13 protein-coding genes and 1 tRNA gene are annotated in these 13,971 nt (G+C 69.6%); 6 read left to right on the plus strand and 8 right to left on the minus strand.

Annotation, left to right across the window (positions count from 1 at the left end; genetic code table 11):
* Window positions 1-187: 187 nt before the first annotated feature.
* Window positions 188-261: transfer RNA gene (locus tag HWV07_RS00970), tRNA-Lys, on the minus strand.
* A 124-nt stretch (window positions 262-385) separates the two neighbouring features.
* Here HWV07_RS00970 and HWV07_RS00975 point away from each other — a divergent pair.
* The gene (locus HWV07_RS00975) at window positions 386-1,855 is read left to right on the plus strand and encodes a DHH family phosphoesterase (RefSeq protein ID WP_178332499.1); all 1,470 of its coding nucleotides are present in this window, start codon (window positions 386-388) and stop codon (window positions 1,853-1,855) included.
* Here the strand turns inward: HWV07_RS00975 and HWV07_RS00980 are convergent.
* Complete coding sequence (locus HWV07_RS00980; RefSeq protein WP_178332500.1) at window positions 1,852-2,145, minus strand: PRC-barrel domain-containing protein; 294 nt, start codon at window positions 2,143-2,145, stop codon at window positions 1,852-1,854. The two genes, HWV07_RS00975 and HWV07_RS00980, sit on opposite strands and share 4 nt — an antisense overlap.
* A gap of 119 nt (window positions 2,146-2,264) precedes the next feature.
* On the opposite strand from HWV07_RS00980, the gene trxA reads away from it, so the two are divergent.
* The 5 genes from trxA to bioD all read left to right on the plus strand — a co-directional run bounded on the left by trxA (window position 2,265) and on the right by bioD (window position 6,954).
* Window positions 2,265-2,654 carry a thioredoxin gene (gene trxA, locus HWV07_RS00985; protein ID WP_178332501.1) on the plus strand — a complete coding sequence of 130 codons (390 nt, stop codon included), beginning with the start codon at window positions 2,265-2,267 and terminating at the stop codon, window positions 2,652-2,654.
* 191 nt (window positions 2,655-2,845) lie between these two features.
* Window positions 2,846-3,964: a biotin synthase BioB gene (gene bioB, locus HWV07_RS00990; protein ID WP_178332502.1), complete on the plus strand. Its 1,119-nt coding sequence runs from the start codon at window positions 2,846-2,848 to the stop codon at window positions 3,962-3,964.
* Between the two features lie 32 nt (window positions 3,965-3,996).
* On the plus strand, window positions 3,997-5,073 hold the full coding sequence (bioU, locus tag HWV07_RS00995; RefSeq protein WP_178332503.1) for a (S)-8-amino-7-oxononanoate synthase BioU: 1,077 nt from the start codon (window positions 3,997-3,999) through the stop codon (window positions 5,071-5,073).
* Between the two features lie 4 nt (window positions 5,074-5,077).
* The gene (locus tag HWV07_RS01000; RefSeq protein WP_178332504.1) at window positions 5,078-6,277 is read left to right on the plus strand and encodes an aminotransferase class I/II-fold pyridoxal phosphate-dependent enzyme; all 1,200 of its coding nucleotides are present in this window, start codon (window positions 5,078-5,080) and stop codon (window positions 6,275-6,277) included.
* A complete protein-coding gene (bioD, locus tag HWV07_RS01005) occupies window positions 6,274-6,954 on the plus strand; it encodes a dethiobiotin synthase (protein ID WP_178332505.1) in 681 nt (226 codons plus the stop codon). The genes HWV07_RS01000 and bioD overlap by 4 nt, the downstream gene beginning before the upstream one ends.
* 90 nt (window positions 6,955-7,044) lie before the next feature.
* Here the strand turns inward: bioD and HWV07_RS01010 are convergent, their stop codons facing one another.
* The 6 genes from HWV07_RS01010 to HWV07_RS01035 form a co-directional block, all read right to left on the minus strand.
* Entirely contained in the window at window positions 7,045-7,755 is a 711-nt protein-coding gene (locus HWV07_RS01010) for a methyltransferase domain-containing protein (protein WP_178332506.1), read from the minus strand.
* Between the two features lie 110 nt (window positions 7,756-7,865).
* The gene (locus tag HWV07_RS01015; protein WP_178332507.1) at window positions 7,866-8,921 is read right to left on the minus strand and encodes a phosphotransacetylase family protein; all 1,056 of its coding nucleotides are present in this window, start codon (window positions 8,919-8,921) and stop codon (window positions 7,866-7,868) included.
* A complete protein-coding gene (locus HWV07_RS01020; RefSeq protein ID WP_178332508.1) occupies window positions 8,918-11,011 on the minus strand; it encodes an acetate--CoA ligase family protein in 2,094 nt (697 codons plus the stop codon). The genes HWV07_RS01015 and HWV07_RS01020 overlap by 4 nt, the downstream gene beginning before the upstream one ends.
* 84 nt (window positions 11,012-11,095) lie before the next feature.
* Window positions 11,096-12,136 carry a metal ABC transporter permease gene (locus HWV07_RS01025; RefSeq protein ID WP_178332509.1) on the minus strand — a complete coding sequence of 347 codons (1,041 nt, stop codon included), beginning with the start codon at window positions 12,134-12,136 and terminating at the stop codon, window positions 11,096-11,098.
* Window positions 12,136-12,876 (minus strand): metal ABC transporter ATP-binding protein, encoded by a 741-nt coding sequence (locus HWV07_RS01030; protein ID WP_178332510.1) that lies wholly within the window; start codon window positions 12,874-12,876, stop codon window positions 12,136-12,138. The genes HWV07_RS01025 and HWV07_RS01030 overlap by 1 nt, the downstream gene beginning before the upstream one ends.
* Window positions 12,873-13,874 (minus strand): metal ABC transporter solute-binding protein, Zn/Mn family, encoded by a 1,002-nt coding sequence (locus tag HWV07_RS01035; RefSeq protein ID WP_178332511.1) that lies wholly within the window; start codon window positions 13,872-13,874, stop codon window positions 12,873-12,875. The genes HWV07_RS01030 and HWV07_RS01035 overlap by 4 nt, the downstream gene beginning before the upstream one ends.
* Window positions 13,875-13,971 lie beyond the last annotated feature (97 nt).

Here is a 13,971-nt window from a genome sequence, read left to right on the forward strand (position 1 = left end):
GCACTGCTCGTGGATGTTCGGAACAGAAGCGGGCCGAGGGGGATTTGAACCGTCGGAAGACGGTCGCTCACTTCGTTCGCGCTGCGACTTCCAGGGTTCGAATCCCCAAACCGCTTTACTCGTCGCGATGAGCCGAGCAGACCTCGCTGACGCTCGGCACTACTCGGCGGGTTGCTCCTCGGAAAAGCGGGCCGAGGGGGATTTGAACCCCCGACCGACGGCTTAAGAGGCCGTCGCTCTCCCTGACTGAGCTATCGGCCCTGCGAATTCACCTTACTGCGGTTGCCTGATATAGGTTCCGTTCCCGCCGCAGGCACGCCAGTCGCTCTCAATCCACGGGACGGTACGGACCAATTAAGTGCGTCCCCGCCCTCGGGGCGTCCACATGAGCAGCGCCATCTCGATGGCCTCGATGTCTACCTACGCCATCCTCGGCTGCGGGAGCGTCGGCCACGCCGTCGCCGAGGAGCTCGTCGAGGAGGGCAAGGACGTCCTCATCCTCGACCGCGACGAGGGCCGCGTCGAGGCGCTCCGCGACCAGGACCTCGACGCCCGCACCGCAGACATCGAGGACGAGGCGGCGACCGAAGCCATCACCGACCGCGACGTCGTCCTCATCCTCTCCTCGGAGGTCGAGTCCAACATGGCGGCCGTCCGGAACATCCGCGCGCGGACCGACGACAAGTTCATCATCGCCCGCGCGTCCGACCCGGTCACGGCGGACGAGCTGAAGGAGGCTGGCGCCGACGTCGTCATCAACCCCTCGGCGGTCATCGCCGACTCGGCGCTGCGGGCGCTCGAACAGGGCGAACTCGAGTACAAGGCCACGCAACTCGCCGACGTCATCGAGTCCGGCGACTCGCTGGCCATCCTCGCGCACCGTTCGCCGGGGCCGGACTCCATCGCCTCCGCGGTCGCGCTGCAGGCCATCGCCGAGTCTCGCGACATCGAGGCCGACATCCTCTACCGCGGCGAGATCGGCCACCAGGAGAACCGCGCGTTCGTCAACCTCCTGGGGATCGAACTGTTCTCGCTCGACGACGCCGACCTCGACGACTACGACACGGTCGCGCTCGTCGACTGCGCGAAGGCCTCCGAGCGGGTCGTGAAGGGCGAGATCGACATCTTCATCGACCACTTCGAGCCGGAGGTGGAGTACGACGCACGGTTCACCGACATCCGGCCGAACGTCTCCTCGACGTCGACCATCCTCACGAAGTACATCCAGGAGTTCGACCTCAGCCTCCCCGAGGAGGTGGCGACGGCGCTGCTGTACGGCATCCGCGCGGAGACGCTGGACTTCAAGCGCGACACCCGACCGGCGGACCTGACGGCCGCGGCGTACCTCTACCCGTTCGCCAACCACGACACCCTGGAGCAGGTCGAGTCGCCGTCGATGAGCCCCGAGACGCTGGACGTCCTCGCCGAGGCGATCCGAAACCGCGAGGTCAAGGGCTCGCACCTCATCTCCAACGCGGGGTTCATCCGGGACCGCGACGCCCTCTCGCAGGCGGCCCAGCACCTCCTCAACCTCGAGGGCATCACCACGTCGGCCGTGTTCGCCATCGCGGACGACACCATCTATCTCGCGGCGCGCTCGAAGGACATCCGGATGAACATCGGCAACGTCCTGCAGGACGCCTTCGGCGAGATCGGCGAGGTCGTCGGCCACTCGACGGACGCCTCTGCGGAGATCCCGCTGGGCATCTTCACTGGCCTGGAGATAACCGGCGACAACCGCGATACGCTCCTCCAGTTGACCGAGGAGGCCGTCAGGACGAAGCTGTTCGAGGCGATGGGCGTCGAGAGCGGCAGCAGTTCCAGCAGCGGGAGCGAGTCCTCGAACGGTAGCTAGGCGGGCGCCTCCTCCTCTTCAGGTTCGCTGAGCCGCTCGACGATGTCGTTGACGAGGACGATGTCGCCGACCGCGCGGACCCACCGGTAGGGGATGAGCACGCCCTTCGAGCGGTCGACGCGGGAGTCGAACAGTTCGCGGTTGACCTGGCCGAGCGCCAGCCCCGTGACGACCTCCTGGTCCATGTCGATGCGGATGTCCTCGACCTCGCCGACGAAGACGCCGTTGTTCGAGTAGACCTCGCGGCCGACGAGCGACGTGATCTCCTGGGGCGCAGAATCCGTTTCCATAGCGGCGGGTAGAGTGGGCGCCTCTTAATTGTTGTCGGTGAAGCGCCGTGGAGCGACGCGTTGTACGGGCGGTACACCACCCCGAAGGAGTTAACGGGCGGAGACGGCTAGGGTGGTCCATGAGTGACGCCGACGACATCGACGACATCCGCGAGCAGAAACGCGAGGAAATGGAGTCGAAGGCGACCTCGACGGGCGAACCGGTCCACGTCGAGAGCGAGTCGCACTTCGAGGAACTCGTCGCGGACAACCGCATCGTCCTCGTGGATTTCTACGCCGACTGGTGCGGCCCCTGCAAGATGCTCGAACCCACCGTCGAGGAGATCGCCGCCGAGACCGACGCCACGGTGGCGAAGGTCGACGTCGACGAGCACCAGGGACTCGCCCAGTCCCACCAGGTCCAGGGCGTACCGACGCTGTACCTGTTCGTCGACGGCGAACCCGCGGACCGCATGGTCGGCGTCCAGGAGAAGGCCGACCTCGTCGGGAAGATCGAGGCCGCCGCCTGAGACGGACGAGACCGTACCGCCGCTTTTCTATCGTCAACTGGTAACCAACGACAGGTTTACGAACGAGTGGCGTGTCCGTCATTCGCACGGACCCCACTCTCCGGAGCGGACGCAGTTCTCACGAGCAGCCTCGCTCCTAGAAACTTCCAACGTCCAGTAGATTTATTACTCCGTCAACCACCTAGTTTATCGTGGTTTACGAGACAGGCAACCGAACGGTCGACAACGCGGTCCGGGGGGTCCTCGACGGCGAGACGCTCGACCGGACCGACGGGCTGGCGCTGCTCGCCCAGCCGGTCGACGCGCTGGCGGCCGGCGCCGACGTCGTCCGGCGGCACTTCTCGGACGGCACGGTCGACGCGTGCAGCATCGTCAACGCGAAGGCCGGCGACTGCGCGGAGGACTGCGGCTTCTGCGCGCAGTCGGCGCACTTCGACACCGGCATCGACACCTACGGCTTCCTGGGTCCCGAGAAGGTCCTCGAGGCCGCGAAGCGAGCCGAGGCCGACGGCGCCCAGCGGTTCGGCATCGTCGTCGCCGAGAAGGGCGTTTCGAAGGAGCACCGCCCCGACGAGTGGAACGAGATCGTCAAGGCGATCCGTCTCGTCCGCGACGAGACCGACGTCGAGGTCGACGCCTCGCTGGGCCTGCTGACACAGGCGGAGGCCGACGAACTCGCCGACGAGGGGCTCAACCACTACAACCACAACATCGAGACCTCTCGGCGGTACTTCCCGGAGGTCGTCGGCACCCACTCCTTCGAGGACCGGCTGAAGACGCTCCGCCGCGCGAAGAACGCCGGGATGGACCTCTGTGCCGGCGTCATCCTCGGGATGGGCGAGTCCCCGACCGACCGGGTCGACGCCGCCATCGAGCTACAGGGTATCGGCGTCTCGTCGCTCCCGGTCAACATCCTCAACCCCGTCGCCGGGACGCCGATGGGCGACCAGGACCACGCCGACATCTCGAAGTCCGAGGTCGTCAAGACCATCGCGGTCTACCGGCTGCTCCACCCCGACTCCCGCGTCCGGCTGACCGGCGGCCGCGAGGTCAACCTGGCGCCCGACGAGCAGCACCTCCCGTTCGAGGCCGGCGCCGACGGCATCCTCACCGGCGACTACCTCACCACGGAGGGCCAGGACCCGGGCGACGACATCGAGATCATGCAGCGGGCCGGCCTGGAGCCGAACCGCGAGGTCAACGACTTCGACCCCGCGGAAGTGAAGGAGCGGCACCGGGACCCCGACCCCGACCCCGACACGGCGGTCGGGACGGCGACGAGCAACGCGACCACGGAACTGGACGACTGACCGACCGACGCGATCCACACGACACACGGACCATGGACGACATCAACTTCGCAGTCCTCGGCACCGGCGGTATCGGCCGACGAGCACTCGACTACTCCCGGACGAAGGAACACCTGACGCCCGTCGCGGCGTGCGACCGCAACGGCGTCGCCGTCGACCACGACGGCCTCGACGTCGACGAACTCCTCGCGGCGACCGAAGGCAACATCGCGAGCGACGGGGGTGAGGTGAGCACCGCGAACCGAACGTCGTCGGACACGTCCGACGGAAGTGCAGTCGCGGTCAAGCAGTCCGGCGAACAGAAGGGCGTCGCCGCCTCCGTACAGGCCGAGCCGACGGAGAATCCCATCGACGATATCATCGCGGAGTCCGACCGGATAGATGCGGTCCTGATCGCGCTCCCGAACCTCGAACACGACTTCATCCCCCGCGTCGCAGACCGCATCGCTGCGGCCGACTACGAGGGGGTCCTCGTGGACGTCCTGAAGCGGTCCCGCGTCATCGGGCTGCTCGACGAGCGCGCCGAGGCCCTGGAGGAGTCGGGCATCACGTTCGTCTGCGGCGCGGGCGCGACGCCCGGCTTCCTGACCGGGGCCGCCGCCCTGGCCGCGCAGTCGTTCGTCGAGATAGACGAGGTCGAGATCTGGTGGGGCGTCGGCCTGAAGTCGGGTTACGAGGACAACCGGGGGACTGTCCGCGAGGACATCGCCCACCTCGACGGCTACGACATCGAGACGGCACGGGACCTCACCGACGAGGAGATCGAGGCGATCGTCGACGAACACGGCGGCGTCATCGAGTTCCACGACATGGAGCACGCCGACGACGTCCTGCTGGAGCGGGCCGGCATCTGCGACGCCGAGGACGTCACGGTGGGCGGGATCCTCGACGTCCGCTCCGACGAGAAGCCGACGACGACGACCGTCCGGGTCACCGGCCGCACCTTCGACGGTGAGGTCGGTACCAATACGTTCACCCTCGACGACGCGACGAGCATGGAGGCCAACGTCAACGGACCGGCGCTCGGCTACCTGAAGGCCGGCGTCCGGCGGAACCGCGCCGGCGAGTACGGCGTCTTCGGCCCGGCGGACCTGATGCCCGGGTTCTGAGCCGATGAGCCTCCAGCACGGCCACGGCTTCGACCTCGAGGCGCGACTGCGCGAGCGCGAGCGGAACGGCCTCCGGCGCGACCTCTCGCCGTTGGACGCCGTCGCAGGACGGGCCGACGTAGCAGCTGACCCCGGCTGTGCGCCGCCCGAGTTCGACGAGGAGTGCGTCGTCTTCGGTGCGAACAATTACCTGGGGCTTGCCGGCGACGAACGCGTCGCCGCGGCCGCCGCGGCCGCAGCCGAGGACGTCGGCACTGGCGCCGGCGCCTCCCGCCTCGTCGTCGGGGACACGGTCGCCCACCGCTCGCTCGAGCGGCGCCTCGCTGCCGAGAAGGGCGCCGAACGCGCGCTGGCCTTCTCGTCGGGCTACGCCGCGAACGTGGGCACCATCGCCGCGCTAGACCCGGACGTGATCTTCTCGGACGAACTGAACCACGCGAGCATCGTCGACGGGGTTCGGTTCTCCGGCGCCGACGTCGTAGTCTACGATCACTGCGACGTCGATTCGCTGGCCGACGCGATGGCTCGCCGCGCCGACGCGGCGAGCGACGGGGAGTCGTGGCTCGTCGTCACCGACTCCGTCTTCTCGATGGACGGCGACGTCGCGCCGCTGTCGGCCATCTGCGACGTCGCCGACGAGCACGGCGCCTGGACGATGGTCGACGAGGCCCACGCCACGGGGGTCTACGACGGCGGCGTCGTCGGCGAGCGCGACCTCACCGAGCGGGTCGACGTCCAGCTCGGGACCCTCTCGAAGGCCCTCGGCGCGCAGGGCGGTTTCGTCGCCGGGAGCGAGCCCCTCGTCGAGCACCTCCTGAACGCCGCGCGCTCGTTCGTCTTCTCCACCGGACTGGCGCCGCCGGCGGCGGCCGCCGCGGAACGCGCGCTGGACCTGGCTCCCGAGCGCCGGGACGACCTCTGGGCGAACGTCGCCCGAGTCCGGGACGGGCTCGAGGCGATGGGCTACGACGTCTGGGGCGACACCCACGTCCTGCCCGTGGTCGTCGGCGACCGCGACGCAGCCGTGGCGCTCGACGAACGCCTCCGGGAGGCGGGAATCCTCGCGCCGGCCATCCGCCCGCCGACGGTCCCGGAGGGGACGAGCCGCCTTCGCCTGGCGCCCCAGGCGACCCACACCGACGCGGAGATAGACCGCTGTCTGGCGGCCATCGAGGAAGCAGGCGAGGAGGTGGGCGTCCTGTGACCATCGCCGTGGTCGGGACGGACACCGGCGTCGGGAAGACCGTCGTCACCGCCGCCATCGTCGCTCGCCTCCGGCGGGACGGCGTCGACGCCCGCGCGATAAAGCCGACCCAGACCGGTTTCCCTGAGGACGACGACGCCGACTACGTCCGGTGGGCCTGCGACGACGAAGCGGCGGCCCTTCGGCTGCGGACCTACGGCGAACCGCTCGCTCCAGCCGTCGCGGCGCGGCGGGCCGACGACCCCATCGGCTACGACGAACTCCTGTCGGAGACCCGCGAGGCCGTCGACGACTCCGAGTTCGTCGTGGTCGAGGGTGCCGGAGGACTCCGCGTGCCGCTGTCGAACGACCCGCGCCGGGAGATCGTCGACGTCGTCGCGGACCTCGACGCTCCGGCGCTGGTGGTCGCACGGTCCGGACTCGGCACGCTGAACCACACCGCGCTCACCGTCGAGGCACTGCGACGCAGGGACGTATCGGTTCTGGGCGTCGCCCTGAACCGCTACGAGGGGGAATCCGTGGCCGAGCGGACCAACCCCGACGAACTCGAGCGGATGTGCGACTGCCCGGTGTGGACGCTGCCGGAGTCGCCGCTGGAGTCACGCGACGACGTTCGAGAACTCGGAGCGGATCTGCCGGCGTTCGACGGACGGGTAGGGGAAGACCCTCCGATGTAATACTACGAATCCCGAAGTCCCCATCCCAATCACGGAAATCGCTGGCACGATTCTCCGGTCGCGGCCGTGTCGTGGTCGTTCGGCCTCCCGTCACCGGTCCAGCACGAGGTAGTATCGCGGGCCGTCCCCCTCGACGACCTCGGTCACCCGCCACTCGGTCTCGGCGACCGCCCGCCGGGCCGCATCGGGGGTGAGACAGAGGAGTTCGAGCCACGGCCCCTCGAGGTCCCGATACTCCAGACGCGTGCGCCGATGGCCGACCCCGCGATCGGGGTCGTACGACCGGAGTTCGTCGCGGCCGGCTATGCGACTGTCGGCGACGTCGGAAGGGTCCTTCAGGTCGCCGACGACGCGTCCGTCCTCGGTCGTCGCCGCGGCGAGTCCACGGAGGGTCGACCGGAACGAATCGACCGTGCCGCCGATTCCGAACTGCGTTCCCGAGAGGAATATGCAGTCCGCGACGGCGGGGAGCGAACGCAGGTCGGCGCGGGCGATTCGGTCGACGCCGCGGTCCGTCGCGACCGCCAGGGCGCCAGAGCTGACGTCAGTCGCGAGCACATCGACGTCGTCGCGTTGCAGCGCGAGCGCCTTCGAACCGGTGCCGCAACCGGCATCTATCACGAGACCGTCGACTCTTCGGACTCGCTCCAGCGCCGCCTCGGTCTCCGGAGGGAACGACTCGCCGAAGTACCACTCTGGATGGGCCTCGCGGGTCGTACCGTCGTAGCTCCTGTACCGACCGCTGCCGTCGTAGGCGCCGCGGTGGTGGTCCAGAACCATCCGTCCGAAGGCGTCGGCCATGCCAATCGATACGGGGTATTCCGGAATGGGCGTTATTGTGACGGGGTACCGAACACCCCGGAGAGCTGCCGGTATCTCCCCGTGGACGGACAGATGGACAGATCGCCGACTCAGTGTAACATCGCGTCGACGTCGGCGTAGTCGACGAGCAACTCGCCCATCCGGGCGACCGTCTCGGCGTCGCGGGTGCGTCCGGACCGGACGACGTCCTCGGCGCGGTCGAGCGTGGTCTTGGTGTCGGTCCGGACCAGTAGTACGGGCACGCCGGCCGACTCGGCCTTGCCGATCACGGTCTCGGGCGGTCGCATGCCGCCGGTCAGGACCAGGCAGGTGACGCCCGAGGCTTCGAGGGCGGCGGTCTGTATCTCCGGACGGTCGCCGCCGGTGAGCAGCGCCGCGTCGCGGACCCGGCGGAGTTGTCCGAGCGCCTCGGAGGCCGACATCGCGCCGACGACGAACCGCTGGACGAGGCCGTCGGTCGGCGCGTCGTCGGTGAGGACGTCGGCGCCGAGTTCGTCCGCGAGTTCGGCCACGGAGACGCCGGCCAGGTCGGCGTCCCGGGGGACGGTGCCGTACACCCGGATGTCGCGGCCCTCGAGGAACGGGACGACGTCCGTGGCCAACGCGTCGAAGGCGGCGTCGGAAACGGCGTTGAACAGGACGCCGCCGAGGCGGTCGCCGAGCAGTTCGGCCGCGGCGAGGACGTCGTCGACGTCGCCGGGCTCCTCGTAGTGGACGACGAGCACGACGGTCGCGTCGAGTAGCTCCGCGACGTCGGCGTCGGTGAGGTCGACGATGCCGCCGGTGGTCAGCGTGCCGCCGCCCTCGACGACCATCCGGTCGCGGTCCTCGGCGAGGGCCTCGAACTGCGTGCGGACCTGCTCGCGGAGCTCGTCGGCGTCCTCGCGGCCGCGGATGGCCTCCTGGACGAACGTCGGCGAGTAGACGACGGGCTCCATCTGGTGGATCTCGTCGTCGAGGTCGAGCAGTTCGCGGGCGAACATCGGGTCCTCGTCGCGGGTCTTGCCGACGGCGGACTGCAGCCGCGTGCCCTTCGGTTTCATGTAGCCGACGCGCTCGCCGCGCTCCTGGGCGGCCTTCGCCAGCGCCAGCGACACGGCGGTCTTGCCTGTGCTGTCTTCCAGTGAGGTGACGAGTACGGTCATAGCTTGTCTGGGTCGACGGTGAGTCGCACGTCGATCGCGGTGACGCCGTCGGGCGTCGCCACGAGGGGGTTGATGTCCAGTTCCACGATGGCGGGGAAGTCGGTGACGAGCTGGGAGAGCCGCTGGATCGTCTCGACGACGCCGTCCTCGTCGACGGGCTCGCGGCCCCGCGCCCCGCGCAGCAGCGGCGCCGAGTCGACGTCGTCGATCATCCCGGCGGCCTCGCGCCCGGAGACCGGCGCCACCCTGACGGTGGTGTCCTCCAGCACCTCGACGAAGACGCCGCCGAGGCCGAAGAGAACGAGCGGCCCGAACTGTGGGTCGCGGTTCGAGCCGACGATGGTCTCGACGCCGTCGTCGAGGTCCACCAGCTCCTGGACCTGCACGCCGAGCAGGCGCGCGTCTGGCTGGTAGTTCCGCGCCCTGGTGACCAGCGACTCGTAGACGTCCGCGACGTCCTCGTCGTCGACGCCGACCTCGACGCCCCCGACGTCGGTCTTGTGGAGGATGTCCGGCGAGACGATCTTCATCACGACGTCGCCCTCGATGCGCTCGGCGACCTCCCGTGCCTCCCCCGGCGAGTCGACGATATCGCTGTCCGGGGTCGGGATGCCGTAGGCGTCGAGCAGCCCCATCGCCTCGATGCCGAGGCGGTTGTCCGACTGCTCCTCGACCCGCTCGAGGACGTCCCGGGCCGCATCCCGGTCGACGTCGAACGTCGTCGGCTCCTGGTACTCGCGGTCGCGGATCGCCCGGTAGTCGTACAGGGCGTCGAGGCTCCGGACGGCGCGAGCCGGGTCGAAGTACGACGGGACGCCGGCTTCGGAGAGCCGCTCGTTGGCCGACTCCGCCGAGGAGCCGCCCATGAAGCTCACCGCGAGGGGCTGGCTGCGGTCCGCGGCGAACGACGCCAGCGAGTCCGCCAGGTCGTCGAACGACAGGACGGCTGTCGGACAGGCGATGACGACGGCCGCGCCGACGCCGGGGTCGTCCAGCACCACGTCGAGGGCGTCAGTGAACCGCTCGGTCGGGGCGTCGCCGATGACGTCGACCGGGTTGTACGCGTCGGCGGTGTCGGGGAGGACCTCCGCGAGTCGGTCGCGGGTCTCTTCGGAGAGGGAAGCCAGTTCGGCGCCGGAGTCGCCGACGGCGTCGGTCGCCATCACACCCGGGCCGCCGGCGTTCGTCACGACCGCGACGCCGTCGGCGTCGGGGACCGGCTGGCTGGCCAGCATCGCGCCGTAGTCGAACAGCTCCTCGGCCGACTCCGCGCGGATGACGCCGGCCTGTCGGAGCCCGGCCTCGTAGGCCGCCTCGCTGCCGGCCATCGCACCGGTATGGGAGGCGGCCGCGTGAGCGCCCGCCTCCGTCCGGCCGGACTTGACCACGACGACCGGCGTCTCCGCCGTCACCTCGCGGGCGGTCCGGACGAACTCGGCGCCGTCCTGGATGCTCTCGAGGTAGCCCAGGACGACGCTCGTGTCGGGGTCCTCGCCCCACGCCTCGACGAAGTCGGTCTCGTCGAGGACGGCCTTGTTGCCGAGCGAGACGACGTCCTTGAACCCGATGTCGCGGTCGCCGGCCCAGTCGAGCACCGCCGTGATGAAGGCCCCCGACTGGCTCATGAAGGAGATGCTGCCGGGCAGGGCGTTCCGCGGGGCGAACGTGGCGTTGAGTCCCGACGGTGTCGAGATGACGCCGACGCAGTTCGGCCCCAGGAGGTTCAGGTCGTACTCCTCGGCGAGTTCGACCAGCCGCTGCTCGCGACCGGTCCCGTCGCTGCCGGACTCGCCGAAGCCGGCGGTGATGACGACGACGTTCCGGATGCCCGCCTCGCCGGCCTGCTCGACGACGTCGAGGGCGACGTCGGCGGGCACCACGACGACCGCGAGGTCGGCGCCGGTCCCGGCGACGCTGTCGTGACACGGCCGGTCGAACAGCCGGTCGGCCGAGGGGTTCACCGGGACCACCTCGCCCTCGAAGTCGGCGAGCAGGTTCTCCATCACGACTCGCCCGATCGCGCCCTCGCGTTCCGTCGCTCCGACGACAGCGACGCGCCGTGGGGCGAACAACCCCGAGAGCTCGCTCATCGGCGGTGGCTTCGAACCCGCGCGGTAAATAGGTGGGCGACGCCCCGCATTTGGCCGCCGTCCGGGGCTCGCGTCGGCGACGAATCAGTGCGTCGAGATGGCGGCGGAGCCCCCCGAGGTCGCGGCGACGGCGAGGACGTAGATGGCGATGGCGATCATCACGATGGTGCCGCCGGCCGGCGAGTTCAGCGCGAACGCCGCGATCATCCCCAGGATGACCGAGACCTCGCCGAAGAGGACGCCGAGGAACAGCGACTCCCGGAAGTTCGCGGCGACCTGGGCGGCGGCGGCGACGGGCACGACCAGCAGCGCGGCGACGAGGACGATGCCGAGGACCTGCATCGCGCCGACGACGACGAGCGCCGTGAGGACGATCAGCAGGGTGTTGTGACGGCCGACGTCGATCTGGGCGACGCGGGCGGCCTGCTCGTCGAAGGTGATGAACAGCAGTTGCTTGTGGCGAGCGGCGACGACGGCGACGACGATGGCCGACAGCGCGCCCATCAGCCAGGCGCCGTCCGGCGTGACGAAGCCGACGTTGCCGAACAGGTAGCTCTCGATGTTCAGTCCCGAGAAGCCGCCGCCGACGCTGATGACGATCGTCCCCAGCGCGAACGAGCCGGTGAGCATGATGGCGATGGGGACGTCGCCGTAGGCGTCGGTGTGCTCGGTGAGCCACTGGACGGCGAAGGCCCCGAGGACGCCCGCGACGAGCGCCGGCAGGAGGACGGGCGCCGACCAGCCCGTCGAGGCGGCGAAGAACAGCCCGAAGGCCACGCCGGCGAAGGCGGTGTGGGCGAGCGTCTCGCCGATGAGCGCCATCTCCCGGTGGACGACGTAGGTGCCGACGAGCGGCCCGACGACGCCGATGAGGACGCCCGTCGCCAGGGAGTTCCAGACGAACCGGAACTGCAGCACGTCGGTCCCGGCGAGGAGCCCGGCGGCGTACCCGAGGGTGACGAGCGTCGATGCGAGCACCTCGCCGAGGGCACCCAGCGGGCCGGGGCCGTGGGCCTCGAGGAACGTCCCCAGCAGGTAGAGCGTCGAGACCGCGGCCAGCAGCGCCGTCACGGCGATGCCCGCCCGAACGAGCGCCTGCCGGACCGCGAGTGCGTTCCCCGCCATCAGTGGTGGTGGCCGACGACCTGTCCAGTCGAGCCGTAGGCGCGCTCCAGGGCGTCGCTCTCGTGGAACGACTCGGGGTCGCCGTGGTGGAACAGCTCGGTGTTGATGCAGGCGATGCGGCCGGCGCGGTCGGTGACGACGCCGATGTCGTGCTCGATGAGGACGATGGTGATCCCCTCCGCGTTCAGTTCGTCGAGCAGGCCGTAGAAGCGGTCGCGGGACTCGGCGTCGACGCCGACGGTCGGCTCGTCGAGGGCCAGCAGGTCGGCGTCGCTGGCCAGGGCCCGCGCGATGTAGGCGCGCTGCTGCTGGCCGCCGGACAGGGTGCTGATCTTCCGGTCGGCGAGGTCCGTGATGTCGACGCGGGCCAGCGCCTTCTGGACGGCCTGCCGGTCGGCCGCCGAGAGCCGCCCCGACCCAGCGTGTGCGTACCGGCCCATCTCGACGACCTCCGCGACGGTGACCGGCATGGCGCCGCCCTTCTCCGTGGACTTCTGGGAGACGTAGCCGATGCGGTGGCCGTCGTCGAACGCGTCGATCGGCTCGCCGAACAGCTCGACGGTGCCCTCGTCGGGTTCGATCAGGCCGAGCATCACGTTCAGCAGCGTCGTCTTCCCTGAGCCGTTGGGGCCGATGAGCCCGAGGAACTCGCCGTCCTCGATCGTGAGGGTGACGTCGCGCAGCGCGGGGGTGTCCCCGTAGGCGAACGAGACGTCCTCGACGCGGACGGCGTCGGTCATCGGACCTTCAGCGCCGCCTTCAGGGCGGGCAGGTTCAGTTCCAGCATCTGTTCGACGTACCCCCAGTCGTTCTCGTGCCACTCGTCGGTCGTCCCGGCGAGGGACGACAGGGGCATCGTCTTCTCGGCGCTCGAGTCGGCGACCACCGTCTTCGCGAGGTTCTCCGACTCGAAGGCGTCGTAGAGGACGACGTCGACCTCGTTCTCGTCGACGACGTCGATGGTGTCGCGAATCTCCGTGGACCCGGGCTCGGCGTTCGGCGAGACGCCGACCGGCGAGTGGACCTCGAAGTCGTAGCGGTCGGCGAGGTAGCCGAAGGAGTCGTGGCTCGCGACGACGACCGTGTCGAGTTCTCGCTCCTGGAGCTGGGTCGTGAACCGCTCGTGGAGCGCGGAGAGCTCGTCGAGGTACCGCTCGGCGTTCGACTCGTAGGCCTCCGCGCGCTTCTGGTCAGCCTCGACGAGTCCGTTCCGGATCGTCTCCACGCAGGCGGCGGCGCGGACGGGGTCCAGCCAGAAGTGCGGGTCGAAGTCGCCGTGGTCGTGGCCGCCGTCTCCCCCGTCGTGACTCCCGTTCTCCTCGTGGCCGCCTCCCTCGTCGCCGCTGCCGTGACTGGCGTCCCGGAGGTCGACGCCCTCGGTGGCGTCGACGAGCACGACCTCCTCGTGGTTCTCCCCGAGGTTGTTCGCGGTGTCGACGGCCCAGCGCTGGAACCCCGGGAGGTCGACGTAGACGAAGGCCCGCGAGCGGGCGACCTCCAGTTGCGCCTGGGTGCTCACCTCGTAGTGGTGGCCGAGTTCGCCCACCGGGATCGGGTTCTCGACGTCGAGGGCGTCGCCGGCGACGGCGTCGGCGAACTGCTCGAGGGTGAAGAACGCGGTGTAGGCGACGTCCTCGCGTTCGCCCTCCGAGGTTCCGCCGATGCCGTCGACGCAGCCCGCGGCGCCGGCGGCCAGACCGGCCGCGCCGCCGATGACCTGCCGCCGGGTCGGTTGCATGGACACCAGTTGCCCCCGACCGAGTAAAAGCGTTATTATCGAAGTTCTCAGATTTAATAATCTGTCCACGTATACCGACGCTCGTTGTTAACGACGC

This window comes from Natronomonas salina, from assembly GCF_013391105.1.
Lineage (GTDB): Archaea > Halobacteriota > Halobacteria > Halobacteriales > Haloarculaceae > Natronomonas > Natronomonas salina.